The 24445-nt window shown below is 62.2% G+C and carries 25 protein-coding genes; 17 read left to right on the top strand and 8 right to left on the bottom strand.

Features of this window, described 5'->3' with window-relative positions:
- Window positions 1–106: 106 nt before the first annotated feature.
- Together aroC and ribB are read left to right on the top strand one after the other, a co-directional pair.
- Window positions 107–1204, top strand: coding sequence for a chorismate synthase (gene aroC / locus JVX98_RS17780; RefSeq protein ID WP_205239339.1), 1098 nt, complete (start codon window positions 107–109; stop codon window positions 1202–1204).
- Window positions 1205–1244: 40 nt separating this feature from the next.
- Entirely contained in the window at window positions 1245–2345 is a 1101-nt protein-coding gene (gene ribB, locus JVX98_RS17775) for a 3,4-dihydroxy-2-butanone-4-phosphate synthase (RefSeq protein WP_205239338.1), read from the top strand.
- A gap of 123 nt (window positions 2346–2468) precedes the next feature.
- Here the strand turns inward: ribB and JVX98_RS17770 are convergent, their stop codons facing one another.
- The gene (locus tag JVX98_RS17770) at window positions 2469–2999 is read right to left on the bottom strand and encodes an invasion associated locus B family protein (RefSeq protein ID WP_034801218.1); all 531 of its coding nucleotides are present in this window, start codon (window positions 2997–2999) and stop codon (window positions 2469–2471) included.
- Between the two features lie 366 nt (window positions 3000–3365).
- Here JVX98_RS17770 and coxB point away from each other — a divergent pair, with 366 nt between their 5' ends.
- The 13 genes from coxB (at window position 3366) to rnhA (ending at window position 13324) form a co-directional block, all read left to right on the top strand.
- Complete coding sequence (coxB, locus tag JVX98_RS17765; RefSeq protein ID WP_192447584.1) at window positions 3366–4247, top strand: cytochrome c oxidase subunit II; 882 nt, start codon at window positions 3366–3368, stop codon at window positions 4245–4247.
- A 20-nt stretch (window positions 4248–4267) separates the two neighbouring features.
- Window positions 4268–5956 carry a cytochrome c oxidase subunit I gene (gene ctaD, locus JVX98_RS17760; protein ID WP_043619858.1) on the top strand — a complete coding sequence of 563 codons (1689 nt, stop codon included), beginning with the start codon at window positions 4268–4270 and terminating at the stop codon, window positions 5954–5956.
- Between the two features lie 98 nt (window positions 5957–6054).
- A complete protein-coding gene (locus tag JVX98_RS17755) occupies window positions 6055–7011 on the top strand; it encodes a heme o synthase (RefSeq protein ID WP_192447583.1) in 957 nt (318 codons plus the stop codon).
- Window positions 7011–7151, top strand: coding sequence for a hypothetical protein (locus JVX98_RS17750; protein ID WP_043619862.1), 141 nt, complete (start codon window positions 7011–7013; stop codon window positions 7149–7151). The genes JVX98_RS17755 and JVX98_RS17750 overlap by 1 nt, the downstream gene beginning before the upstream one ends.
- An 11-nt stretch (window positions 7152–7162) precedes the next feature.
- Entirely contained in the window at window positions 7163–7756 is a 594-nt protein-coding gene (locus tag JVX98_RS17745) for a cytochrome c oxidase assembly protein (protein ID WP_192447582.1), read from the top strand.
- 64 nt (window positions 7757–7820) lie between these two features.
- The gene (locus JVX98_RS17740; RefSeq protein ID WP_043619866.1) at window positions 7821–8699 is read left to right on the top strand and encodes a cytochrome c oxidase subunit 3; all 879 of its coding nucleotides are present in this window, start codon (window positions 7821–7823) and stop codon (window positions 8697–8699) included.
- Window positions 8700–8800: 101 nt separating this feature from the next.
- A complete protein-coding gene (locus JVX98_RS17735) occupies window positions 8801–9289 on the top strand; it encodes a murein L,D-transpeptidase family protein (protein ID WP_205239337.1) in 489 nt (162 codons plus the stop codon).
- Window positions 9286–9669: a DUF983 domain-containing protein gene (locus JVX98_RS17730; RefSeq protein ID WP_043619869.1), complete on the top strand. Its 384-nt coding sequence runs from the start codon at window positions 9286–9288 to the stop codon at window positions 9667–9669. The genes JVX98_RS17735 and JVX98_RS17730 overlap by 4 nt, the downstream gene beginning before the upstream one ends.
- Window positions 9638–10405, top strand: a complete 768-nt coding sequence (locus tag JVX98_RS17725) for an SURF1 family protein (protein ID WP_192447579.1) — start codon at window positions 9638–9640, stop codon at window positions 10403–10405. The genes JVX98_RS17730 and JVX98_RS17725 overlap by 32 nt, the downstream gene beginning before the upstream one ends.
- Window positions 10406–10459: 54 nt before the next feature.
- Window positions 10460–10825, top strand: coding sequence for a DUF1304 domain-containing protein (locus JVX98_RS17720; protein ID WP_205239336.1), 366 nt, complete (start codon window positions 10460–10462; stop codon window positions 10823–10825).
- A 3-nt stretch (window positions 10826–10828) separates the two neighbouring features.
- A complete protein-coding gene (ispH, locus tag JVX98_RS17715) occupies window positions 10829–11839 on the top strand; it encodes a 4-hydroxy-3-methylbut-2-enyl diphosphate reductase (protein ID WP_205239335.1) in 1011 nt (336 codons plus the stop codon).
- A gap of 40 nt (window positions 11840–11879) precedes the next feature.
- Window positions 11880–12860, top strand: coding sequence for a homoserine kinase (locus JVX98_RS17710; RefSeq protein WP_205239334.1), 981 nt, complete (start codon window positions 11880–11882; stop codon window positions 12858–12860).
- Window positions 12857–13324, top strand: a complete 468-nt coding sequence (gene rnhA / locus JVX98_RS17705) for a ribonuclease HI (RefSeq protein WP_043619877.1) — start codon at window positions 12857–12859, stop codon at window positions 13322–13324. The genes JVX98_RS17710 and rnhA overlap by 4 nt, the downstream gene beginning before the upstream one ends.
- A 45-nt stretch (window positions 13325–13369) precedes the next feature.
- Here the strand turns inward: rnhA and JVX98_RS17700 are convergent, their stop codons facing one another.
- Together JVX98_RS17700 and JVX98_RS17695 are read right to left on the bottom strand one after the other, a co-directional pair.
- A complete protein-coding gene (locus tag JVX98_RS17700; RefSeq protein ID WP_192447575.1) occupies window positions 13370–13855 on the bottom strand; it encodes a peroxiredoxin in 486 nt (161 codons plus the stop codon).
- Window positions 13856–13928: 73 nt separating this feature from the next.
- Entirely contained in the window at window positions 13929–14744 is an 816-nt protein-coding gene (locus JVX98_RS17695) for a protein-disulfide reductase DsbD domain-containing protein (protein WP_371826552.1), read from the bottom strand.
- A 196-nt stretch (window positions 14745–14940) separates the two neighbouring features.
- Between JVX98_RS17695 and JVX98_RS17690 the strand changes: the two genes are divergently transcribed.
- Window positions 14941–15546, top strand: a complete 606-nt coding sequence (locus tag JVX98_RS17690) for a YqgE/AlgH family protein (RefSeq protein ID WP_043619926.1) — start codon at window positions 14941–14943, stop codon at window positions 15544–15546.
- 116 nt (window positions 15547–15662) lie between these two features.
- Here the strand turns inward: JVX98_RS17690 and JVX98_RS17685 are convergent, their stop codons facing one another.
- From JVX98_RS17685 to thrC, 4 genes are all read right to left on the bottom strand, one after another.
- Entirely contained in the window at window positions 15663–18572 is a 2910-nt protein-coding gene (locus tag JVX98_RS17685) for an EAL domain-containing protein (protein ID WP_192447573.1), read from the bottom strand.
- Complete coding sequence (locus JVX98_RS17680; protein ID WP_192448298.1) at window positions 18572–19183, bottom strand: GNAT family N-acetyltransferase; 612 nt, start codon at window positions 19181–19183, stop codon at window positions 18572–18574. The genes JVX98_RS17685 and JVX98_RS17680 overlap by 1 nt, the downstream gene beginning before the upstream one ends.
- A 308-nt stretch (window positions 19184–19491) precedes the next feature.
- Complete coding sequence (locus JVX98_RS17675; RefSeq protein WP_205239333.1) at window positions 19492–20793, bottom strand: pitrilysin family protein; 1302 nt, start codon at window positions 20791–20793, stop codon at window positions 19492–19494.
- Window positions 20794–20809: 16 nt separating this feature from the next.
- Window positions 20810–22210, bottom strand: a complete 1401-nt coding sequence (gene thrC / locus JVX98_RS17670) for a threonine synthase (RefSeq protein ID WP_205239332.1) — start codon at window positions 22208–22210, stop codon at window positions 20810–20812.
- Between the two features lie 281 nt (window positions 22211–22491).
- Here thrC and JVX98_RS17665 point away from each other — a divergent pair, with 281 nt between their 5' ends.
- Complete coding sequence (locus JVX98_RS17665) at window positions 22492–23043, top strand: hypothetical protein (RefSeq protein ID WP_043619928.1); 552 nt, start codon at window positions 22492–22494, stop codon at window positions 23041–23043.
- A 68-nt stretch (window positions 23044–23111) separates the two neighbouring features.
- Here JVX98_RS17665 and JVX98_RS17660 read toward each other — a convergent pair whose 3' ends face one another.
- Window positions 23112–24218 (bottom strand): ABC transporter substrate-binding protein, encoded by a 1107-nt coding sequence (locus tag JVX98_RS17660; RefSeq protein ID WP_043619889.1) that lies wholly within the window; start codon window positions 24216–24218, stop codon window positions 23112–23114.
- Window positions 24219–24445 lie beyond the last annotated feature (227 nt).

Below are 24445 nucleotides of genomic sequence, written 5' to 3'. Positions count from 1 at the left end.
GCATAATTTTGTCCTTAAATCGATATCGATTTGAAGAATTATGCAGTAAGAGAGGGCATCCGCGTACAAACGTACGGCCGTTGCTTGCTTAGGGTCGGTTGCCTTCATGTCGCATAACACTTTCGGTCATCTCTTCCGCGTAACCACCTGGGGCGAAAGCCACGGGCCGGCGCTCGGCTGCGTCATCGACGGCTGCCCGCCCGGCATCCGTTTCACCCTCGCCGAGCTCCAGGTCTGGCTCGACAAGCGCAAACCCGGCCAGTCGCGTTTCGTGACGCAGCGCCGCGAAGACGATCTGGTCAAGGTGCTCTCGGGCGTCATGTTCGACGAGGACGGCGAGACGATGATCTCGACCGGAACCCCGATCTCGATGCTGATCGAAAATACCGACCAGCGCTCGAAGGACTATTCCGAGATCGCCAAGCGCTACCGTCCCGGCCACGCCGATTACACCTACGATCTGAAATACGGCATCCGCGACTATCGCGGCGGCGGGCGTTCGTCGGCGCGCGAAACGGCGGCACGTGTGGCTGCTGGCGGTGTCGCTCGCAAGGTCGTGCCGGGGCTCGTAGTGCGCGGCGCACTCGTGCAGATCGGCAAGCACAAGATCAACCGCGCCAACTGGGACTGGGCCGAGGTCGACAACAACCCCTTCTTCGCGCCGGATCCGGAGATCGTGCCGGTCTGGGAAGAGTATCTCGACGGCATCCGCAAGTCGGGATCCTCGATCGGTGCCGTTGTCGAAGTGGTGGCCGAGGGCGTGCCCGCCGGCATCGGTGCGCCCATCTATGCCAAGCTCGACCAGGACATCGCCTCGAACCTGATGTCGATCAACGCCGTCAAGGGCGTCGAGATCGGAAACGGCTTCGGTGCGGCCGAAATCACCGGCGAGGAAAATGCCGACGAGATGCGCATCGGTGCCGATGGCAAGCCGGTCTTCCTGTCGAACCATGCTGGCGGTATTCTCGGTGGCATCGCCACCGGCGAGCCCGTAATCGCGCGTTTCGCCATCAAGCCGACCTCGTCGATCCTCACCGAACGGCGCTCGGTCGACAGCGACGGCAACGAGGTCGACGTGCGCACCAAGGGGCGCCACGATCCGTGCGTCGGCATCCGTGCCGTGCCGATCGGCGAAGCGATGCTTGCCTGCACGATCGCGGATCACTACCTGCGTGACCGCGGCCAGACCGGCCGCCTCAAGTAATTCGGCTTCAGCCGGCCCAGTCAAATTCGGGAAGAACACCATGTCCTATGATCAGAAGCGTGTCGTCGATGCCATCCGCGCTTTCGAGGCCGGCGAAATCGTCGTCGTCACCGATGACGACGGCCGCGAGAACGAGGGTGACCTGATCGTCGCGGCGGTGCATTGCACGCCGGAAAAGATGGCCTTCATCGTGCGCCACACCTCGGGCATCGTCTGCACGCCGATGCCGCGCGATGAAGCCAAGCGCCTGAACCTCAACGCCATGGTGGCCGAAAACGATTCCGCCCATACGACGGCCTTCACCGTCTCGGTGGATTTCAAGCACGGCACGACGACCGGCATTTCCGCCGACGACCGCACGCTGACGGTTCGCAACCTCGCCAATCCCAATGTCGGCCCGACGGATTTCGTTCGCCCCGGTCACATCTTCCCGCTGGTCGCGCGCGAAGGCGGCGTTCTCATGCGTTCCGGCCATACGGAAGCTGCCGTCGACCTCTGCAGGCTCGCCAGCCTTCCGCCGATCGGCGTCATCTGCGAACTCGTCAATGACGACGGCACGGTCATGCGCGGGCCGCAGGTGGCGAGCTTTGCCGACACCCATGGCCTGAAGCAGGTGTCTGTCGCCGACCTCATCGCCTACCGCCAGCGCAAGGAAACGCTGATCGAGCATGGCGGTTCCTTCGATATCGAGACGCCCTATGGTGCGGCCAAGGGGCATTCCTATGCGCTGCCCTGGGATCCGATGCAGCATCTCGCCGTCGTCTTCGGTGATATCCGTGACGGCGTCGACATCCCGGTTCGCCTGCATCTCGAAAATGTCGGCGCCGACGTCTTCGGCAAGGATTGCCAGATCGACCGCATCATGAAGCGCATTGCCGACGAAGGCAGGGGTGTCATCGTCTATCTGCGCGAAGGCTCGGTTGGCGTCGGCGTGTCGCAGACGGCGCGCAAGGGCAAGCACGACCGCGAGGCCCACGACGAGGCCCAGGCGCGCGAAAACGAGTGGCTGGAAATCGGCCTCGGCGCGCAGATCCTGAGGGATCTCGGCATCAGTTCCATCAGGCTGCTCGCTTCGCGCGAACGCCACTATGTCGGCCTCGAGGGCTTCGGCATCAACATCGTCGGGACCGACATCATCTAAAGACGCGTCGCTCTCGCCATGCTTCGGGCCCGGATCATCGATCCGGGCCTTGTCTTTTATGCTCGCCAACAAAAAAGCCGCGCTCGAAGCGCGGCTCTTGTTTGTCTTTGAATATGTAGCCGATCAGGGCAGCGCGTCGTAGCCTTCGCCGAAACCCTTGAGGTCGACGGGAATGCCGATGCCTTCCTCGGGCGACTGGAAGACGATGAAGGTCGCGGTTGCGCCGGAGCGGAAGGTCTTCAGGAGTTCGTCCTCGAGCACGACTTCCGCGTAGCAGCCGTCGGAGAAGCAGCGCACGAAATAGGCGCGGCCGATATCCTTGCCGTCGACATTGAGGCCGAGGCCGTTCGGCAGAAGCACGCCGAGCGGGGCGAGCACGCGCAGGATCTTGGCCTTGCGATCCGCCGTCTTCAGAACGACCACCGAGAGGCCGACTTCCGGCCGGTCTTCGGCGATGACGTTTTGCATCAGCGCGCACTGGTCAGCGGAAGCGCCCGGCGGCTGATCGCAGACGATCGACCACGCGCCATGGTTGGACTTGACCGTGCCGGGTGTTCCGGCGGGCTGCTGGGCCAGGCTCTGAGCCGGGAGAGCGAGAACGGCAAGGCCGAAGGCGGCGAAGGCCGACAGTCGGGAAAAGAGGGGCAGGCCCATGTAAACCTCAAAACGTCGAATCATCAGGGCTATTCTTGAAGTGCGCAGGAATAAATGAAAAGCCCTGCGGGGCACATTCCAGCGCCATATGGCGGAAATTGGGCGGGTTCGACGCCCTATCCGGCGCGCCGCCGTCAAAGCGCTGTGCAATCTGATCGCCAAGCGCGCAGAACAGCCCCTATAGGTGGTTTCGCCACGGGTTTCGAGGGGTGCCTGTGTGAAAAGCAACGTTTGTGCAAAAATGCCGCACGGGGTTGATTGGTCAGATGTTGCGGCATCGGACAAACTGTGGTTTGAAGCGCAGCAGTATCGCAGGGATTCTGCGTTCCGGTTTGATCCTGATCAAGCGCATTGGGGAGACACATTGTGAAAAACAAGGCTTATGCAGTTCTGGCAGCGCTTGCCTGTCTGCTTTTTGCTTCGAGCGCCTTTGCTGACAAGCCTGTCGAATGGCAGACGAACTTTCAGTCGGCCGCTACGGGCATCATGGAAGAAATCACGTGGTTTGAACATTATACCCTGTGGTTCATCATTCCGATTACACTTTTCGTTCTCCTCCTTTTGATCATCGTTGTGATCAAGTTCCGCGAAAGCGCGAACCCGGTTCCGTCCAAGACCAGCCACAACACCGCGATCGAAGTCGTCTGGACCGTCGGTCCGGTCGTCATCCTTCTCTTCCTTGCGATCCCGTCGTTCCAGCTCCTGACCGCGCAGCTGACGCCGCCGGCCAATCCGGACCTGACGCTCAAGGCGACCGGCAACCAGTGGTACTGGTCCTACGAGTATGAAGTCGGCGAAAGCCCGCTCACCTTCGACAGCATCATGATGAAGGAAGAAGATCGCGCGGCGCTCGGCAAGGAAGACAAGAAAGAATATCCGCGCCTGCTCGCCGTCGACAACGAAGTCGTCGTGCCGGTCGGCAAGACGGTTCGTGTTCTCGTCACCGCTGCTGACGTGATCCATGCATTTGCAATGCCTGCCTTTGGCGTGAAGATCGACGCCGTTCCCGGCCGCCTGAACGAAACCTGGTTCAAGGCCGAGCGCGAAGGTCTTTACTACGGCCAGTGTTCCGAGCTCTGCGGTAAGGACCACGCTTACATGCCGATCGCCATCCGCGTGGTTTCGCAGGAAAAATACGACACCTGGCTCGCAGCCGCCGCAACGAATGTTGGCGATGCGAACAAGGCGCTCATGGCGTCCATCGACTCGGCCAAGACCGTCGACGTCGCCGCTAACGCCGCACAGTAATCGGAAGGGGAGCTCGACCCATGGCTGGAACAGCCGTTCATCAAGACCAACGCCATGATCACTCCGATCATGGCCACGCAGACCATGCGCACAAGCCTTTGAGCTTCTTCCAGCGCTGGTTCCTGTCGACCAACCACAAGGACATCGGCACGCTCTACCTGATCTTCGCGATCTTCGCGGGCATCATCGGCGGCACGCTGTCCATCTTCATGCGTGCCGAGCTCCAGGAGCCGGGCATCCAGATCTTCCATGGTCTGGCGCAGATGGTTTACGGCTTCGAGGGCGATGCTGCCATCGACGGCGGCAAGCACATGTTCAACGTGTTCACGACCGCGCACGCGCTCATCATGATCTTCTTCATGGTCATGCCGGCGCTGATCGGCGGCTTCGCCAACTGGATGGTTCCGATCATGATCGGTGCACCGGACATGGCGTTCCCGCGCATGAACAACATCTCCTTCTGGCTGATCATTCCGGCCTTCCTGCTCGTGCTGCTTTCGATGTTCGTCGAAGGTCCGGCCGGTGCCTATGGCGCAGGGGGAGGGTGGACGATCTATCCGCCATTCTCGACATCGGGCATGCCAGGACCGGCGATGGACTTCGTCATCCTCGGCCTGCACATTGCCGGCGCGTCCTCGATCCTCGGTGCGATCAACTTCATCACCACGATCCTGAACATGCGCGCTCCGGGCATGACGCTGCACAAGATGCCGCTCTTTGCCTGGTCGGTTCTGATCACCGCGTTCCTGCTTCTGCTCTCGCTGCCGGTTCTGGCAGGCGGCATCACCATGCTGCTCACCGACCGCAACTTCGGCACGGCCTTCTTCGCGCCTGAAGGCGGCGGCGACCCGATCCTGTTCCAGCACCTGTTCTGGTTCTTCGGTCACCCGGAAGTGTACATCCTGATCCTGCCGGGCTTCGGCATTGTCAGCCACATCGTTTCCACCTTCTCGCGCAAGCCGATCTTCGGCTACCTCGGCATGGCCTACGCCATGGTCGCGATCGGCGCCGTCGGCTTCATCGTGTGGGCACACCACATGTACACCGTCGGCATGTCGCTCGACACGCAGCGCTACTTCGTCTTCGCGACGATGGTGATCGCTGTTCCGACCGGCGTTAAGATCTTCTCGTGGATCGCGACGATGTGGGGTGGTTCGATCCGCTTCACGACCCCGATGGTCTGGGCGATCGGCTTCATCTTCCTGTTCACCGTCGGTGGCGTTACGGGCGTTCAGCTCGCCAACGCCGGCCTCGACCGCTCGCTGCACGACACCTACTACGTGGTTGCTCACTTCCACTACGTTCTGTCGCTCGGCGCCGTCTTCGCAATCTTCGCGGCCTGGTACTACTGGTTCCCGAAGATGACCGGCTACATGTACTCCGAGTTCGTCGGCAAGCTGCACTTCTGGGTCATGTTCATCGGCGTGAACCTGATCTTCTTCCCGCAGCACTTCCTCGGACTCGCAGGCATGCCGCGCCGTTACATCGACTATCCGGATGCCTATGCCGGCTGGAACATGGTTTCGTCCTACGGCTCCTACGTCGCAGCCGTCGGCGTCCTGATCTTCCTCTTCGGCGTCTTCGAAGCCTTCGCTAAGAAGCGCGTCGCTGGCGACAATCCGTGGGGCGAGGGTGCGAACACTCTGGAATGGCAGCTGTCTTCGCCGCCGCCGTTCCACCAGTGGGAACAGCTCCCGCGCATCAAGTGACGGGCAACGAACAGAAGCCGCCGGTTCCGGCGGCTTCACCCCGCCGGGAAACCGGCGACACACGGCCCTTGCGGCCGGGACTTTTGCAGGGACAAGACATGACGGTCATCGACAATCACGAAGCAGTCGGCATGGAAGGCGTACCGCGTCTATCCGAAGCCTCTGCGCGCGATTACTTCGAGCTTCTGAAGCCGCGTGTCATGTCCCTGGTCGTCTTCACGGCGTTCGCCGGGCTGGTGCTCGCACCAGGACACATCAATCCTTTCATCGGTTTCATCGCCATCCTGTGCATCGCCGTCGGCGCTGGCGCCTCCGGCGCGCTGAACATGTGGTATGACGCCGACATCGACGCGGTCATGACCCGTACCGCCAAGCGCCCGATCCCGGCCGGCAAGATCCTGCCGCAGGAAGCGCTGGCGTTCGGTCTGACGCTGTCTGCCTTTTCCGTGATCATCCTCGGGCTCGCCGTCAATTGGCTCGCAGCCGGGTTGCTCGCTTTCACCATCTTCTTCTACGTGGTCATTTACACGATGTGGCTGAAGCGTTCGACGCCGCAGAACATCGTCATCGGCGGTGCTGCCGGCGCTTTCCCGCCGATGATCGGCTGGGCCTGCGTGACCGGCGCCGTGTCGGTCGAAAGCATCGTTCTCTTCCTCATCACCTTCCTGTGGACCCCGGCGCACTTCTGGGCGCTCGCCCTCTTCAAGATGGGCGACTACGGCGCCGTCGGTGTGCCGATGATGCCGAATGTCTGCGGCCAGGCGACCACCAAGAAGCAGATCGTCATCTACGCCGTGCTGACCGCGCTGATCGGCATCTGTCCCACCTTGCTCGGTTTTGCGAGCATCGGTTACGGCGCAGTCGCAGCAGCCCTCGGCCTCGGCTTCGTGTGGTACTCGATCGGCGTGCTGCGCATGCCGGAAACGGACGAGCGCATGCTGCCGGCCAAGAAACTCTTTGCCTTCTCGATCATGTATCTTTTCGTGATCTTCTCCGCCCTGATGGCGGATCACCTGATCGTCAATATCTGGCTGAATGCCGGGAGTATTGCCTGATGGAAACCGTCAAGCTCACTGATGCCCAGAAGAAATCGCGCCGCGGCCGCAACATCGCGCTCGGCTTCGTCCTCTTCGGGCTCGTCGTCCTGTTCTACATCGTCACGCTGATCAAGTTCGGCAACGGCATGGTCAACTGAGGCGGGATGGCATGACGAATTCACCGCAGACCACAAGCTCGCAGCGCTCCAACCGCGTCGTCGTCGGCACTTGCCTGGCCTTCGTTGGCGGCATGGTCGGCATGGCCTATGCGGCCGTGCCGCTTTACGACATGTTCTGCCGCGTCACCGGCTACAACGGTACCACGCAGCGCGTCGAGCAGGCGTCCGACGTCATCCTGGAAGAGAAGGTGAAGGTCACCTTCGACGCGAACACCTCGGGCGGCCTGCCCTGGGAGTTCAAGCCGGTCCAGCGCGATATCGACATCCGCATCGGTGAAACGGTGCAGGTGATGTACAAGGCGAAGAACCTGTCGTCGAAGCCGACGACGGGTCAGGCGACCTTCAACGTCACGCCGATGCAGGCGGGCGCCTACTTCAACAAGGTACAGTGCTTCTGCTTCACCGAGACGACCTTGCAGCCGGGAGAGGAGATGGAGATGCCGGTGGTATTCTTCGTCGATCCGGACATGGTCAAGGCGGTGGAGACCAAGGACATCAAGACGTTGACGCTTTCCTACACCTTCTATCCGCGCGAACCGTCAAAGCCGGTCGCGCAGGTGAAGACGGAAGAGAACAAACTTTGACTGGAGGTCCTTTTCGGCTATGCCGGAAGGGCGACGAGAGAGAGACATTTCGGGGATTACTGACATGGCCGGTGCGCATCAGAAGAATCACGACTACCACATCATTGACCCAAGCCCCTGGCCGCTGCTTGCCTCGATCGGCGCCTTCGTCATGGCGTTCGGCGGCATCTGCTACATGCGCTATCTGTCGGGCAGCTCGCTGAAGATCTTCGGCCTAGAGTTCGCGAACGTCTGGATCCTGCTCGCAGGCCTCATCATCGTTCTCTACACCATGTACGGCTGGTGGTCGGACACGGTGAAGGAAGCCCACGAAGGTCACCACACGCGCGTCGTTGCCCTGCACCTGCGCTACGGCATGATCATGTTCATCGCTTCGGAAGTGATGTTCTTCGTCGCCTGGTTCTGGGCCTATTTCGATGCCAGCCTGTTCCCGGGCGAAGCCATCCAGGCAACCCGCACCGCCTTCACCGGCGGTGTCTGGCCGCCGAAGGGCATCGAGGTTCTCGATCCCTGGCACCTGCCGCTCTACAACACCGTCATCCTGCTTCTGTCCGGCACGACGGTCACTTGGGCGCACCACGCGCTGCTGCACAACGACCGCAAGGGCCTGGTCAACGGTCTGGCGCTGACGGTCGCGCTCGGCGTACTGTTCTCCTACGTCCAGGCTTACGAATACGCTCACGCTCCGTTCGCCTTCAAGGACTCGATCTACGGCGCGACCTTCTTCATGGCGACCGGCTTCCACGGCTTCCACGTCCTGGTCGGCACGATCTTCCTGCTCGTCTGCCTGATCCGTGCGCTGCGTGGCGATTTCACCCCGAAGCAGCACTTCGGTTTCGAGGCGGCCGCCTGGTACTGGCACTTCGTCGACGTTGTCTGGCTGTTCCTCTTCTTCTCCATCTACATCTGGGGTGGTTGGGGCGCGCCTGTCGCTCACATGTAAGCGAATAGAGCCTACGCTCGTTTCGACAAGGCGGTTGCAGTCATGCAGCCGCCTTGTTCTTTTGGTGGTGTGCCCACAGGACGGCTCGAGGGGTGACGGATATGAGGTTGGGCTTGGTGGCGGCGGCGCTTGTGGTATGCGGCTGTTTGCCCGCCGTGGCCGCCGATAGCGCAGACAGAGTGGTCGTGCACAAGGAACGGCGGCTGTTGCAGCTCTTCCAAGGGGACCAGGTGATCCGTGAATACACGGTTGCGCTCGGCGGCAACCCCATTGGCCACAAGCGCCAGGAGGGCGACCAGAAGACGCCGGAAGGGCTCTATTCGCTCGACTGGCGCAATCCCGGCAGCGGCTACTACAAGTCCATCCACGTCTCCTATCCGGCGCCGGCCGATGTCTCTGCCGCCGCCGCAAGCGGCGTCGATCCCGGCGGCATGATCATGATCCATGGCCAGCCCAATTATTTCGGCTGGCTGGCCTTTTTGACGCAGCGCTTCGATTGGACGAATGGCTGCATTGCCGTTACCAATGCTGAAATGGAAGAAATCTGGGCCATGGTGCCCAACAACACGCCAATCGAGATCAAGCCGTGAGTGAAGACAAGGCACATTTCCCGCCGGTTGACCCGGTGATGACCGGGATCAAGGGGCTTTGCCCGCGCTGCGGCCAGGGCAAGCTTTTCGACGGGTTTCTGAAGGTCAAGCCGTCCTGCGCGAGCTGTGATCTCGACTACAAGTTCGCCGATGCCGGCGATGGCCCTGTCGTGTTCGTGATCCTGATCGTCGGCTTCATTGTCGTCGGCGCGGCGCTTTGGGCTGAGGTCAACTTCAACCCACCGCTCTGGCTACACTTCATCCTGTGGATCCCGCTTGCGGTGATCTTCAGCCTCGGCCTGACGCGGATGCTCAAGGGCATCCTGATCAACCTGCAATTCCGCAACAATGCGCGTCCGGGCGAGATCGACCGTGGCTGAGATCGCGACCAGGAAAAAGGGCGGCCTGATCGGTCGCATCGGCACGTTGCTGCTGCTCGTCGCGACATTTGCCATTCTCGTCTCGCTCGGCACCTGGCAGATGCAGCGGCTGCACTGGAAGGAAGGCCTGCTTTCGGCCATGGCCGAGCGCAGGTCCGCACCACCGGCGACACTTGCCGAGATCGAGAAGATCCTCGCCGATGGCGGCGACATCGACTACCGCACCGTCACGGTGACTGGCGGGTTCGATCATACCAAGGAGCGGCACTTCTTCGCGACGTTCAATGGCCGCACCGGCTATTACGTCTTCACGCCGCTACGGTTGGACGACGGCCGCTTTCTCTTCGTCAATCGCGGTTTCGTGCCTTTCGAGCAGAAGGATTCCTCGACCCGGCTTGCCGGCGAGCTTCCCGCCTTCGTCGGCATTCATGGTCTTGCAAGGCCGAAGCTTGACGGCAAGCCATCGTCGCTCGTTCCGGACAACGACCTCGCCAAGAACATCTTCTACTGGAAGGACCTCGACACGATGGCGTCTTCGGTCGGCCTTCCGGCCGACAAGGTCGTGCCGCTGTTCGTCGATGCCGATGCGACGCCCAATCCGGGCGGTCTGCCGATTGGCGGTGTCACCCAGTTCGACCTGCCCAACAACCACCTGCAATATGCGCTCACCTGGTACGGGCTGGCAGCGGCACTGGTGCTGGTCAGCGGCCTCTATGCAATGCGGCGCGGGCGATAGCCGCGGGTTTACCGTCATGCTAACCGTGTGGGACGAACGGCAGCGGGGGCCACGATGACGATCATCGCGAACACACTGATTGCTTTGACCGGCTTGCTGCATATTGGTTTTCTGGTGCTGGAAATGTTCCTTTGGACCGGGCCGAAGGGAAGGGCCGTGTTCCGTATGACGGCCGAGCAGGCCGAGACGACACGGGTGCTCGCGGCCAACCAGGGGCTCTACAACGGCTTTCTTGCCGCCGGCCTGTTCTGGTCGTTGATCCAGGCTGAAGCCGCCTTTGCCATCCAGCTGAAGGTGTTCTTTCTTGTGTGCGTGGTCGTTGCCGCTATATATGGCGCGTGGTCGGTCAAGCTGCGTATCCTCCTCATCCAGGGCGGCCCGGCGATCGCAGCGCTCGTTTTCCTTCTAATGGCATCCTGATCCATGGCATCATCAGCGGCAGAAAAATCCCCGATCACCATCCGCCTTTGCGGCCCGCGCGGCTTCTGCGCCGGCGTAGACCGGGCGATTCAGATCGTCGTCCTGGCGCTGAAGGAATTCGGCGCGCCGGTCTATGTCCGCCATGAGATCGTCCACAATCGCTACGTCGTCGAAGGCCTCGAAGCCAAGGGTGCGATTTTCGTTGAAGAGCTCGACGAGATCCCGCCGGAACACCGCAAGCAGCCGGTCGTCTTTTCGGCGCATGGCGTGCCGAAGTCGGTGCCCGCCGACGCGGATGCCCGCAACCTGTTCTATCTCGACGCCACCTGTCCACTGGTCTCCAAGGTCCACAAGCAGGCGATGCGCCACAATCGTCTCGGCCGCCACGTCGTCCTGATCGGTCATGCCGGCCATCCGGAAGTGATCGGCACCATGGGCCAATTGCCGCAAGGCACGGTATCGCTGGTCGAGACCGTCGAGGATGCCGACGTCTACCAGCCGCCGGACCCGGACAACCTCGGCTTCGTCACTCAGACGACGCTATCGGTCGACGACACCGCCGGCGTCATCAAGCGGCTGCACGAGCGTTTTCCGAACCTCACGGCGCCCGCCGCTGATTCGATCTGCTACGCCACCACCAACCGCCAGGAAGCGGTGAAGCAGGCAGCCCCCGGCTGCGACCTGTTCCTCGTCGTCGGCGCGCCCAACTCGTCCAATTCCAAGCGCCTCGTCGAAGTGGCGCTGAGAGCCGGCGCGAAAAAATCCGTGCTGGTCCAGCGGGCGTCGGAAATCGACTGGGACGAAATCGGCGACATCTCTACGGTAGGCCTGTCGGCCGGTGCGTCTGCGCCGGAAGTGATCGTCAACGAGATCATCGAGGCGTTTCGCGAACGCTATGACGCTTCGGTGGAACTCGCCGATACGGTCGAGGAAAACGAGAACTTCCTCGTCAACCGCGAGATCCGCCACGTGCCGCTGACGGCTGCCGACATGGCCTTCGTCAACGGCGAATAAGCCGCATTTCCTGCCCGCATTTTCTTGAGAGTGGACACCCTTGGCCGTTTACACCGATATCACGGAAGACGATCTCGCCCGTTTTCTCACCGCCTATGACGTCGGCCAGCTGACCTCCTACAAGGGGATCGCCGAGGGCGTCGAGAACTCCAATTTCCTGCTGCACACGACCAAGGGCTCCTACATCCTCACGCTCTACGAAAAGCGCGTGAACGCCGGCGACCTGCCGTTCTTCCTGGGCCTGATGCATCATCTGGCCGATCGCGGTCTGTCCTGCCCGCTGCCGCTACCGCGTTCCGACGGCGAGCTGCTCGGCGAACTTTCCGGTCGCCCTGCCGCCGTCATCTCCTTCCTTGAAGGCATGTGGCTGAGAAAGCCCGAAGCCAGACACTGCCACGAAGTGGGCAAGGCGCTGGCGGCCATGCATGTCGCCGGCGAGGGTTTTGCGCTGAAGCGCACCAATGCGCTCTCCGTCGGCGGCTGGCGGCCGCTCTGGGTCAATTCCGAAGCGCGCGCCGACGAGGTGCAGGCAGGGCTCAAGGACGAGATCTCGGCCGAGCTCGAACATCTGGAGCGCCATTGGCCGAAATCGCTGCCGGAAGGCGTCATCCACGCCGATCTCTTCCCGGACAACGTCTTCTTCCTCGGCGACCAGCTGTCCGGGCTCATCGACTTCTACTTCGCCTGCAACGACTATCTCGCCTATGACGTCGCCGTCTGCCTCAATTCCTGGTGCTTCGAGAAGAACGGCTCCTATAACATCACCAAGGGCATGGCGATGCTTTCGGGCTATGAGAGCGTGCGCAAGCTGACGCCGGCCGAGGTCGACGCCCTGCCGCTGCTGTGTCGCGGCTCGGCGCTGCGCTTCTTCCTGACGCGCCTCTACGACTGGCTGATGACGCCTGCGGGCGCGCTCGTGGTCAAGAAGGATCCGCTCGAATATCTGACGAAGATCCGCTTCCACCGCGCGATTGCGTCCAGTGCCGAATATGGCCTGCGCCGCGACGGAGGCCAGGCATGAAACATATCGATATCTTTACCGACGGTGCCTGTTCGGGCAATCCTGGACCGGGCGGCTGGGGCGCTGTGCTGCGCTATGGCGAGGTGGAAAAGGAGCTGTCCGGCGGTGAGGCTGAAACCACCAACAACCGCATGGAGCTGCTGGCGGCGATATCGGCGCTCGACGCGCTGAAGAGCGCCTGCGAGGTCGATCTCTACACCGACAGCAAATATGTGATGGACGGCATCTCCAAGTGGATCCACGGCTGGAAGAAGAACGGCTGGAAGACTGCGGACAAGAAGCCGGTGAAGAACGGCGAACTCTGGCAGCGGCTGGACGAGGCCAACCGGCGGCACAAGGTGACCTGGCACTGGGTCAAGGGCCATGCCGGCCATCCGGAGAACGAGCGCGCCGACGAGCTCGCTCGCAAAGGCATGGAACCCTACAAGAAGAAGCGTGGCTTGGGCTCACTTCTGGTGAAATGAAAAACGGGCCGTAAGGCCCGTTTCCATGTGCACTTGCTTCTGTGCTCAGAGCTGCTCGAGCATCGCGGCAGCGCCGGAAACGGTCGCCTGGCCGGGGCTTTCCTCAAGATTAAGCGACTTTACCACCCCGTCTTCGACGAGCATCGAATAGCGCTTGGAGCGCACACCGAGCGTGCCGGCCGACAGGTCGATATCCATGCCGAGCGCCTTGGTGAAGGCGGCGTTCCAGTCCGAGAGGAAGTGGATCTTGCCCATGCCGCCCGAGGTGGTTGCCCAGGCGCCCATCACATGCAGGTCGTTGACCGAGACGACGGCGATGTCGTCGACGCCGCGGGCAAGGATCGCGTCGCGGTTTTCGAGATAGCCGGGCAGGTGGTTAAGCGAGCAGGTGGGCGTGAATGCGCCCGGGACGGCGAAGAGCACGACGCGCTTGCCGGCAAAGAGCTGATCGGTGGTGACCTCGACGGGACCGTCGGCGGTCTTTTCCTTGAAGGTTGCGGTTGGCAGCTTGTCTCCGACGGCAATGGTCACGGCACTCTCCTTGCGTTGCTTGCGTCTCGCTTCTCCGCACTCGTCGGAGAACTCGGCGGACTATAGATGCGCCCTAATCAAAGGCAAGGGTCGTCTCCATGCTGCGGCCCTGGGCGCGCACAGTCAAAACGATCGGCTTGCCTTTGAGTTCCCTGTCCTTGCCCGTGAGCCTCACCGGAACGGCTGCGTTCAACGCCCTGTCGCCGGCAGGCTGGATCTCGGGCTTGCCGAACGAAATACCCGAAGGCCCGGCGAGGAAGACTTCCGGATCCTTGTCGTCGGCGGGTAGGCGAACCGACAGATGCATCATTGCCGTGTCGGCGTCGTAGCGGCTCGCGGTGACTGTGAAATCCGTGGACGGCGCCTCCGGCAGTGCAGCCACGGCATCGTCGATCCGCGCGCCGTCGAGCGGATTGTCGAAGCCGCCTTGCTTGATGGCGAGCGTGAGCTCGCCCTGCACCGGGATGCAGATGTCCTCACAAATGCCGAGGAAAACGGAGGCGCGAATGGTTACGTCGCCGCTGCCGTGGAGGCGCTTCAATGTCAGCGGGAAGGCGACCGGCTTGTCATAGCCGATATAGCGCACGACGCCGTCGTCGAACGTCTTCGGCACCGGGAAGCCGATTTTTTCCAGCTCCACGCCGCCTTTCGGGTCGAGCGTCACCTGTGGGGGAATGCCGCTTGCACCGGGCTCGCGCCAATAGGTCTTCCAGCCAGGGTTGAGCTTGACCTCCAGCGTCGCCGGGATCGTGCCGTCCCCTTTGGGCTGGGCGGCGACCAGACGGATCATGCCGCCGGGGGAGGTGACCCACTCGCTGGTGGCCGCGTTGGCGCCGAAGGGGAGAAAAAAACAGCCAGCCAGGCTTGCCGCGCCGATGAGCTGGGCCATTTTCTGGTGTGTGAAGCACTGGATCATACGGCAAGCAATATCGCTTTTGCCAGACGCGCTCCAGACGCTGCGACGGAAGCAACGATCATAATTGCTTGATCGGACACGGCGAAGTGAACGCCGTGCGTGCAATAATTATGGGCCGCGACGCTGAGGCGCTTTTCATTTCGCGGCGAATTGATAGGCTGTTCGCATGATGGCTACTCCGATGGCGCAAAAGAGACGCGAGCGAGGCTTTCTTGACGGTCAGTTCCTGATCGCCATGCCTGGAATGTTTGACGCCAATTTCGCCCGTACGGTCATCTTTATCTGCGCCCATTCCGACGATGGCGCCATGGGCTTCATTCTCAACCGGCCGCAACAGCTGACCTTCCCGGATGTGCTGCTTCACCTCGATCTTCTCGATGAGGATGAGGCGATCCGGCTTCCCCAGGTAACACGGGATTTCCAGATCCAGGCGGGCGGTCCGGTCGAAACCGGGCGCGGCTTCGTGTTGCATTCCGACGATTATCTGAGCGACTCCAGCATTCCCGTCAGCGACGATATCTGCCTTACGGCGACGCTCGACATCGTCCGTGCCATATCGCGTGGGCAGGGGCCCGTGCGCGCGACGATGATGCTCGGCTACGCCGGGTGGGGGCCGGGGCAGTTGGAAGCGGAAATCACCCAGAACGGCTGGCTCACATGCCCGGCACGCGACGAGCTGATCTTCGACAAGGCGCTCGACGACAAATACGATCGGGCGCTGGCGCTGATGGGTGTTTCGGCCGCGATGCTCTCCATGGATGCCGGCCACGCCTGATTGACGGCGCGCCCGCTCTCTTCCAGATCCTTGACGCAGAAACGAAAAGCCCGCCGGATTGTTACCGACGGGCCTGAAGACGCTGGCCTGCGCGCCGAGCAGCGTCGCCTTGGCGATTACGCCCGCTTCATCAGCGGAAAGCGTTCCTTCAGCAGTCGCTGGATCGATTCCGAGCCGATCGGCGGACCGAAGAGGAAGCTCTGTCCGTAGTCGCAGCCCATCTGCGACAGTTGGATCGCGTCGTCCTCGGATTCGATGCCCTCGGCCACCACTTGCATGTCGAGCTCGCGCGCCATGGTGATGACGGAGCGCAAGAGGATGCCGCGCTTGTCGCTCGGATCACGCACCAGCGCCTTATCGATCTTGATCGTGTCGAAGGGGAAGCGGGTGAGGTAGGAGAGCGACGAGTGGCCCGTGCCGAAGTCGTCGAGCGCGAGCTTGAGACCGGCCTCTTTCAACTTTTCGAGGACGAGGCGGGCCTGCTCCGGATTCTCCATCACAAGCGATTCCGTCAGCTCCATCTTCACCTTGCCCGGATCGCAGCGGTTCTTGGTGAGGATGGCGCGAACGTCGTCATAAAGCTCGTTGTTGAGCAACTGCGCGCTCGAAAGGTTGATCGAGACGAAGATCGGCAGCTCGCCGGTCTGCAACTGCCATTCCGTCAGGTCGCTCGTTGCCCGATCGAAGGCGAACATGCCGAGCTGGTTGATGAGGTCGGAATTCTCGGCGATCGGGATGAACTCGGTCGGCGAGATGTTGCCGCGCTTGGGGTGATCCCAGCGCATGAGGGCCTCGAAGCCGGCGATCTCGGCATCGTTCAGCCGCACGATCGGCTGGTAGACCAGCGAAAGTTCCTTGCGCTCGATTGCCTTCTTCAGATCGGCTTCGAGCTGCATGCGGTCCGAACCGGAGGTGCGGAAGGCCGGGCGGAACGGCTCGACGCGGTTGCCGCCTTCCTTCTTGGCCCGGAACATGGCGAGCTCGGCATCATCGAGAAGCCCGGCCGCACTCTGTTCCTGGTCGAGCCACGAGACGAGCCCAATGGATGCCGTCAGGTTGATTTCGCGGTTGCCGTAGTTGAGCGGCACCATGATTGCCTTGCTCACCGCGTCGGCGAAATCGGCAACCTTGGCGGGATCGCGCTCGGACATCAGGATCAGGCCAAACTGGTCGCCGCCGAGGCGGGCCAGCGTGTCCTGCGGGCGCAGCAGCCGGCGCAGGCGCCGCGTCAGTGCGATCAGGATGTTGTCGCCGGCGGCGATGCCCAAGAGATCGTTGACCTGCTTGTAGCGGTCGATGTCGATCGCAAGCACCGTCGGGCGCACGGAATTGCTGCCGTCGGCCATCAACAGCATCGCCTGCAGCCGGTCGAGGAAGACCTGACGGTTCGGAAGGCCGGTCAGGTTGTCGAGAAGCGCGTTGTGGAGCAGCCGTTCGACCGAATTGCGCTGTTCGGTGATGTCGATGATCGTGCCGACGCAGCGGATGATTTCGCCGTTGGCGCCAAGCACAGGGCGGGCGCGGATAGAGAGCCAGTGATAGTGGCCGTCCTCGGCGCGCACGCGGAATTCATGATTGAGCTTGCCGCGGCGGCGCTCGAGGAGCACGTCGAGCGTGGCGCGGAAGCGGTCGCGATCGTCGGGATGCAACCGTGGCAGCCAGTTGCGCAAGGGTCCGTGCATGCTTCCGAGCGACAGGCCGAGCTGGGTCGAGATATCGGGCATGGTCACCACACGGTCGCGCGCGACGTCCCAGTCCCAGACGGTGTCGCCGGATCCGGTGAGGGCCAGCGACTGGCGCTCGAGATCGGAGAACAGGCCCTGCTGGTAGCCGCTGCCGGCAACGGCATGCTGCATGACGGTGAAGCCGATCAGGAGCACGATCAGCACGAGACCGCCGCCGAGTGCCGGCTGTACGATGTCGTTGGCGAGCTGACCGGTGACCGTCAGCCAGGCGCCGAACAGCCAGACGAGGATCAGCAGCCAGGCGGGAACGAGCAGGATCGCCCGGTCATAGCGGTTGAAGCCGAGATAGGCGATCAGCACGATGCCGACGGTGCCTGTCAGCGCAAAGGAAAGTCGGGCGATGCCGGCCGCGATCGCCGGGTCGTAGACGGCGACGCCGAAGAGCAGGCCGAGGCCGAGGATCCACGCGAGCGTGGCATAGCCCAGATGCTGGTGCCAGCGGTTGAGATTGAGGTAGGTGAACAGGAAGATCACGAGGCCGGCCGCGAGGAAGACCTCGGTGCCCGCTCGCCATATTCGCTCGTCCCCCGCCGTCACGCTGATGAGCTTCGACAGGAAGCCGAAGTCGACGCAGATATAGGCAAGCACGGCCCAGGCAAGTGCCGCCGTCGCCGGCAGCATCGAGGTGCCCTTGACGACGAAGAGGATGGTCAGGAACACCGCAAGCAGGCCGGCGATGCCGAGCACGATGCCGCGATAGAGCGTGAAGGCGTTGACCGTGTCCTTGTAGGAGTCCGGCTCCCAGAGGTAGATTTGCGGCAGGTCCGGTGTCGCAAGCTCGGCGACGAAGGTAATGATGACGCCCGGCGCCAGCGAGACGCGGAAAACGTCCGCCTCGTCGCTCGGTTCGCGGGTGAGCGCGGAGCCTTCGCTCGGCGTGATAGAGAGCATGCGCTTGGAGCCGAGGTCCGGCCAGAAGAGCTTGGAATTCACCAGTCGGAAATGCGGCGCGACGATCACGCGCTCGAGCTGTTCGGCCGAAACGTTGGCGAGCGCGAACACCGCCCAGTCGCCCTGGTGGCCTTCGCTGTTGGAGCGCACTTCGATTCGTCGCACGATGCCGTCGGTGCCGGGTGCTGTCGAAACCTGAAAGGCTTCGTTGCGGCCGCTGTAGATTTCGGTCGTCGCCGTCAGGTCGAGCGCCGTGTCTTCACGCGAAATCTTGACCGGCTCCAAAGCCTGGGCCGCGCCGCCGAGCGCACAGAAAATCGTCGTGAGCGTTATCAGAAACGCTGCCAGCTTGGAGGCTGACCAGGCGAAGGGCGAGCGGGCTAGAGGCATCAAAGGGGCATATTCCTGTTCGGTACGGCATCGTCGGACAGGAGAGAAAAGAGCAGATGGTCTCGCCACTGGCCGTTGATTCTCAAGTACTGTCTTAAATAGCCTTCACGCTCAAAACCGGCCTTTTCAAGGAGCCGGATGCTTCTTGAGTTGTCCGGAATACAGGCTGCTTCAATACGGTGCAACTCAAGGGTCGAAAAGATGTAGGGGATCGCGAGCTTGAGGGCCGCAAACATGTGGCCTTTGCCGGCGTGGCGCGCGCCCATCCAGTAGCCGATCATGCAGTTTTGCCCGGCGCCGCGGCGAATGTGGCCGATGGTCAGTCCGCCGAGCAGGATCTCGCCTGGCTTGTGGAAAAGGAAAAGCGGCACCGCCTGGCCGGAGGCATATTCCTGCTCGTTGCGGATGACCCGGCTGCGAAAGGCGCTCTCGGTCATTTCGTCGGTGCGCCAGGTCGGTTCCCACGGCTCCAGGAAGGTGCGGCTGTCGCTTCTGAGCTGATACCACTGGCGGTAATCGGAATAGCGGGGGAGGCGGAGCAGGTAATTCTGGTCGGCGATTTCGATCGTCTCCGGCTGCCGCGACAGGAACCGAAAAACCGATCGTGTCATAGCTGCCTCCGAGGCCGTTCCGTTTACGCGCGAGGACCTTGTACCATCCGCCCGACGGCACGCCTTTGCGCCATCACAAATCGAAACGTTGCACAACTTTGCGCGCAAATCGAATCCGATTTTGCGAAAAGGCGCAAAGACTTCACCATTCGCACACGCTGTCGTCATCCGCGGCGCGCCGGCTGGCTGAACGCAGTTTTACGGGCGGCGCTTGAAAGCGCCTCCCGTGCAAAATTGCTCACTGTTTGGGAGGCCGGGATCGCTTCATTCATTCTGATGAAGCGGAGCCCGGCCGTTAAGCCTTCGGCTTAGCTTGCGACGGCGTGCGGAACGGCGGCCTTGCCGGTCAGCGACGACAGAATGTCGCCCATCGGGGCAAGCTGATCGAGCGGGCCGATCGCCGAAAGCGTCGGTATCGTGTCGAAGAACAGCCGGCCGGCAAGGTCGGTCAGGCGCTCGATGGTAATGCCGGAGAGGCGCTCCATCAGTTCCTCGTTGGGGATCGGGCGACCGTAGAGCATCATCTGGCGGGCGATCTGGCCGGCGCGGGCCGCCGGGCTTTCCTGGCCCATCAGAAGCTGTGCACGGATCTGGGCGCGGGCGCGCTCGATTTCCTGCTGCTCGATGTTCATCGAGGATTTGCGCAGCTCGTCGACGATGACGGGCATCAGTTCCGGCAAGTTCTCGCCGCCTGTTGCGGCATGCACGCCGAAGATACCGGTGTCGGAAAAGCCCCAATGGAAGGCATAGACCGAATAACAGAGGCCGCGATGCTCGCGTACTTCCTGGAAGAGGCGGGAGGACATGCCGCCGCCGAGGATGTTGGCGAGGATCTGCGAACAGTAGAAATCGCGGGCGTGGTACGCCTTGCCTTCAAAGCCGAGCAGCACCTGCGCGTCCATCAGGTCGCGGGTTTCGCGGCTCTCGCCGCCGGTGTAGAGGGCAGTTTCGAGCACGGGCGTTGCGATCGGTGTGCGCGGCAATGACGAGAAGCGTTCTTCGACCTGGCGAACAAAGGATTCGTGTTCGACGGCGCCGGCGGCGACCACGAACATGCGGTCGGTCGTGTAGTTGCGGCCGAGATAGTGCCGGATCTGGTCGGCGGAGAACGACATGACCGTGTCCGGCGTGCCGAGGATCGGCCGGCCGACGGTCTGGTTGCGATAGGCGGTCTCGGCGAAGCGGTCGAAGACGACATCGTCGGGTGTGTCGTCGGCAGCGCCGATCTCCTGCAGGATCACGTGCTTCTCACGGCGCAGTTCTTCCTCGTCGAAGCTGGACTCGGTCAGAATGTCGGCGAGAATGTCGACCGCAAGCGGCACGTGGTCCTTGAGAACCCGGGCATAATAGGAGGTCGTCTCAGTGGAGGTGGCAGCATTGACCTCGCCACCGACGTTTTCGATCTCTTCGGCAATCTGGCGGGCGGTGCGCCGCGCGGTGCCCTTGAAAGCCATGTGCTCGAGCAGATGGGCAATGCCATGTTCGCCGAGGGTTTCATTGCGCGAACCGGACTTGATCCACACGCCGAGCGCCACACTTTCAAGATGCGGCATCTGCTCGGTTACCACCGTCAACCCGGAAGGGAGCCGGGTGCACTCAACTTTCATCATACGTTTCTTCTCGTTCTTACCCCCGGAGGCGGGTCCGCTCGCCGATAAAGGTCTCGACGGTTTTCAGGTCCGGATCCAGGATATCGAAACGCTCCTCCCTGTTCATCAGGTCAGCAAGCCACGTCGGAAGCGCCGGGTCAATACCACTTGCCGATTTTACCGCGTCCGGGAATTTCGCCGGATGGGCGGTCGCAAGGGTCACCATTGGAGCGGACGCCTTCTCGTGTTTGGCGGCGACGAAGACGCCGACGGCGCTGTGCGGATCGAGCAGATAGCCCGTGTCGGCAAGCGTCCTTGCAATCGTCTTGGCGACGTCCTTCTCCGAGGCGCGACCGGCGCGGAACTCCTTGCGGATCGCCTTCAGCGCCTTCTCGCGGATGGTGAAGGAGCCGGACTGCTTCAGCCCGTCCATCGCCGAGCGGATTTCGCCCGGGTCGCGGTCGTTCGCCTCGAACAGAAGCCGTTCGAAGTTCGACGAAATCTGGATGTCCATCGACGGTGCGGTGGTCGCCTTGACGTCGCGCATCTCGTAGCGGCCGGTCTTCAGCGTGCGGGCGAGAATGTCGTTTTCGTTGGTGGCGATGATCAGCTTGTCGATCGGCAGGCCCATGCGCTTGGCGACGTAGCCAGCGAAGATGTCGCCGAAATTGCCCGTGGGAACCGTGAAGGAGATCTTGCGGTCCGGCCCGCCGAGCGCGACCGCCGTGGTGAAGTAATAGACGATCTGGGCCATTATGCGCGCCCAGTTGATCGAGTTGACACCCGAAAGCTTGACGCGATCGCGGAAGGCGGCGTCGTTGAACATCGCTTTGACGAGGTTCTGGCAATCGTCGAAGTTGCCGTTGACGGCGATGGCATGAACGTTGGATGCGGTCGAGGTCGTCATCTGCCGCTGCTGTACCGGCGAGACCTTGCCGTGCGGGAAGAGAATGAAGATGTCGGTACGCTCACGACCGGCGAAGGCGTCGATGGCTGCACCACCGGTGTCGCCCGAAGTCGCGCCGACAATGGTGGCGCGCTCGCCGCGTTCGGCAAGCACATAGTCCATCAGCCGCGCGAGCAGTTGCATCGCTACGTCCTTGAAGGCGAGCGTCGAGCCGTGGAAGAGCTCCATGACGAAGGCGTTCGGTCCGGTCTGCACCAGCGGCGCCACTGCCGGATGGCGGAAGGTGGCGTAGGCCTCGTCGATCATTTCGCGGAACTTGGCCGCCGGGATCTCGCCATTGATGAAGGGCTCGAGCACGGTGAAGGCAATGTCCTGGTAGGATTTGCCGCGCAGGCCGCGGATTTCCTTCTTGGAAAAGGTCGGCCATTCCTTGGGGAGATAGAGACCGCCATCGCGCGCAAGACCGGCAAGCAGCGCATCGCAGAAGCCGAGAGGAGCGGCTTCGCCGCGCGTCGAGATATACTTCACCATCTTTGTCCTTCGTCCCACCTCAAGGGTTGCGGCGACCTTGGGAAACGTCGTCGCGACACGCTCGTCTTATTGCGTCAGTCCTTGACAAAGTCTGCATCTATTCTTGTCACCGACCCAATTTCCGGTCGCAAAACTAGCTTCGGAAAATTCGGAAGGGACGGACTGACCCAATCGATTTTTCAGTTTGTCGCTGCTATAGACGATGCCCGAAGGCCATGAAAGGTCTTCCGGCCGAGATTTCGGTCAAGGAGTTTCAACCGGTCCAGCAGAGGTTGTTCAACGTGTTTGGCAAAGTATCCCGGCCTGTTCTCGCAATATCTTTTCTCGCGGTCCTAGCCGGCTGCAATCAGACTCAATCCGGTGGGGCGATCGACGCAGGCGGCAGTGCCGCTGCTCCGACGCCGGCCGTCGTTCAGGCCGCGTGCCCGCAGGTCATCCTGCGTGACGGCACGTCGGTCTTCACCAGCTACGCCAAGGGTGCCAAGAACGACCCGACCAAGGTCGTCTACCAGGCCTCTCTTGCCGACACCACGCGCCAGTGCGTCCAGAGCGAGAACTCGCTGACGATGACTGTGGTGGTTCAGGGACGCGTGGTCAGCGGACCCGCGGGCGGCCCCGGCAAGGTCACGATGCCGATCCGCGTTGCGGCGACCGATGAGGACAAGACGCTCTATTCCGAGCTGACGCAGCATGCCGTCGAGATCCCCTCGACCGGCTCTGGCCAGTTCGTCTTCACTAAGGCTAACGTGACGCTGCCGGCCGGCGCCGGATCCAACGTCACCGTCTATGTCGGCTTCGACGAAGGCCCGCCGGCCAAGGGCAAGAAGAAATAAGCAGCGGCCCATGCCGCATAAAAAACGCCGGGGCTTGCCCCGGCGTTTTCATTTCCATTGTGTGCGACTTATTCAGCCGGAACGCTCTTGCCGCCTTCCCACTTGTAGAGCGAGAAAGCCTGCGAGGTAAGGTCGCCGGCTTCGCTGTAGGTCAGCTTGCCGAGAACCGTGTCGATGGCGTCGCCCGACTTGATCGCGGTTGCAACCGCAGTCGCGTCCTCAGCGGAGCCCGCCTTCTCGATGCCGGCCTTCAGCACCTGGACGGCAGCATAGGCGTTCAGCGTGAAGGCTTCGGCCGGGATGTTCTTCGCCTTCAGCGCTTCGACAGCCGGAGCGGAGGCTGGGTTGCTGGTCGCGTCGCTGGCATTGGTGTAGACCGTGCCGGTCGCAGCTTCGCCGCCGATTGCCCAGAACTCGGTGTTGGACAGGCCGTCGCCGCCGAAGATTTGCGCCTTCACGCCCTGGTCGTGCATCTGGCGCGCCAGCAGGCCGCCTTCCGGATGGTAGCCGCCGAAGTAGACGACATCGACGTTTTCGGCCTTCAGGCGGGTGACGATGGCGCTGAAGTCCTTGTCGCCCGGGTTCAGGCCTTCATAGACGACTTCGGTGATGCCGCCAGCGTTGATCGCCTTCTTGAAGCCGTCAGCGAGGCCCTTGCCGTAAGGCGCCTTGTCGTGCAGCACGGCGACCTTCTTGTCCTTGAGGTTCTTGAGCACATAGGCGGCCGCAACCTCGGCCTGCTGGTCGTCGCGGCCGCAGGTGCGCAGCACGTTCCAGAGACCGCGGGTGGTGAGGTCAGGCGTGGTTGCCGTCGGCGTCACCATCAGGATGCCGTTTTCGGCAAGGATGTCCGAAGCCGCCATCGAGGTGCCGGACAGAACCGGACCGACGACGTAGCGGATGCCTTCACCGGCAGCCTGGTTGGCAACCGAAACGGCCTGCTTCGGGTCGCCGGCGTCGTCGAGCATCTTCAGCACGATCTTCTCGCCATTGATGCCGCCAGCCTTGTTGATCTCGTCTGCAGCCGTTTCCGCGCCGTTTTTCACCTGCTCGCCATAGGCCGCGACCGGGCCGGTAAGCGGCGTGATCACGCCAATGGTGATGTCGGCGAAGGCGAGCGGGCCGAAGGCGACGCTGGCTGCCAGGGTCAGGCCGGTCAACATTGAAAGACGCATTGTGTTTCCTCCTAAAAATACCCCGTTGGGGCTTGCTTGGTACGGCCCTCGTGCGCGGCTCCTCGAAAACCGGGAAGATTTTCTAGGGGACGTGACGCCACTGCAATGTGTCATCATGTCCCTCGGCGTCTAATTGGACGTCTGCCGTGTTGGCCGAAGGCTTCTTTCCCGCTCCGGCCGAAAGCCGGAGCGAAAGGGGCATGGCGGTGCGCAACCGCCTGCGGCCA

The organism is Ensifer sp. PDNC004 (assembly GCF_016919405.1).
GTDB lineage: Bacteria > Pseudomonadota > Alphaproteobacteria > Rhizobiales > Rhizobiaceae > Ensifer.
This window is presented reverse-complemented; position numbering and strand designations above follow the sequence as displayed.

Bases quoted from the DNA above. Each gene is read 5' to 3' on its own strand.
- aroC (WP_205239339.1), top strand. From the start codon at position 107: ATGTCGCATAACACTTTCGGTCATCTCTTCCGCGTAACCACCTGGGGC.
- ribB (WP_205239338.1), top strand. From the start codon at position 1,245: ATGTCCTATGATCAGAAGCGTGTCGTCGATGCCATCCGCGCTTTCGAG.
- JVX98_RS17770 (WP_034801218.1), bottom strand. From the start codon at position 2,999: ATGGGCCTGCCCCTCTTTTCCCGACTGTCGGCCTTCGCCGCCTTCGGC.
- ctaD (WP_043619858.1), top strand. From the start codon at position 4,268: ATGGCTGGAACAGCCGTTCATCAAGACCAACGCCATGATCACTCCGAT.
- JVX98_RS17755 (WP_192447583.1), top strand. From the start codon at position 6,055: ATGACGGTCATCGACAATCACGAAGCAGTCGGCATGGAAGGCGTACCG.
- JVX98_RS17750 (WP_043619862.1), top strand. From the start codon at position 7,011: ATGGAAACCGTCAAGCTCACTGATGCCCAGAAGAAATCGCGCCGCGGC.
- JVX98_RS17745 (WP_192447582.1), top strand. From the start codon at position 7,163: ATGACGAATTCACCGCAGACCACAAGCTCGCAGCGCTCCAACCGCGTC.
- JVX98_RS17740 (WP_043619866.1), top strand. From the start codon at position 7,821: ATGGCCGGTGCGCATCAGAAGAATCACGACTACCACATCATTGACCCA.
- JVX98_RS17735 (WP_205239337.1), top strand. From the start codon at position 8,801: ATGAGGTTGGGCTTGGTGGCGGCGGCGCTTGTGGTATGCGGCTGTTTG.
- JVX98_RS17725 (WP_192447579.1), top strand. From the start codon at position 9,638: ATGCGCGTCCGGGCGAGATCGACCGTGGCTGAGATCGCGACCAGGAAA.
- JVX98_RS17720 (WP_205239336.1), top strand. From the start codon at position 10,460: ATGACGATCATCGCGAACACACTGATTGCTTTGACCGGCTTGCTGCAT.
- ispH (WP_205239335.1), top strand. From the start codon at position 10,829: ATGGCATCATCAGCGGCAGAAAAATCCCCGATCACCATCCGCCTTTGC.
- rnhA (WP_043619877.1), top strand. From the start codon at position 12,857: ATGAAACATATCGATATCTTTACCGACGGTGCCTGTTCGGGCAATCCT.
- JVX98_RS17695 (WP_371826552.1), bottom strand. From the start codon at position 14,744: ATGGCCCAGCTCATCGGCGCGGCAAGCCTGGCTGGCTGTTTTTTTCTC.
- JVX98_RS17690 (WP_043619926.1), top strand. From the start codon at position 14,941: ATGGCTACTCCGATGGCGCAAAAGAGACGCGAGCGAGGCTTTCTTGAC.
- JVX98_RS17685 (WP_192447573.1), bottom strand. From the start codon at position 18,572: ATGCCTCTAGCCCGCTCGCCCTTCGCCTGGTCAGCCTCCAAGCTGGCA.
- JVX98_RS17680 (WP_192448298.1), bottom strand. From the start codon at position 19,183: ATGACACGATCGGTTTTTCGGTTCCTGTCGCGGCAGCCGGAGACGATC.
- JVX98_RS17675 (WP_205239333.1), bottom strand. From the start codon at position 20,793: ATGATGAAAGTTGAGTGCACCCGGCTCCCTTCCGGGTTGACGGTGGTA.
- thrC (WP_205239332.1), bottom strand. From the start codon at position 22,210: ATGGTGAAGTATATCTCGACGCGCGGCGAAGCCGCTCCTCTCGGCTTC.
- JVX98_RS17660 (WP_043619889.1), bottom strand. From the start codon at position 24,218: ATGCGTCTTTCAATGTTGACCGGCCTGACCCTGGCAGCCAGCGTCGCC.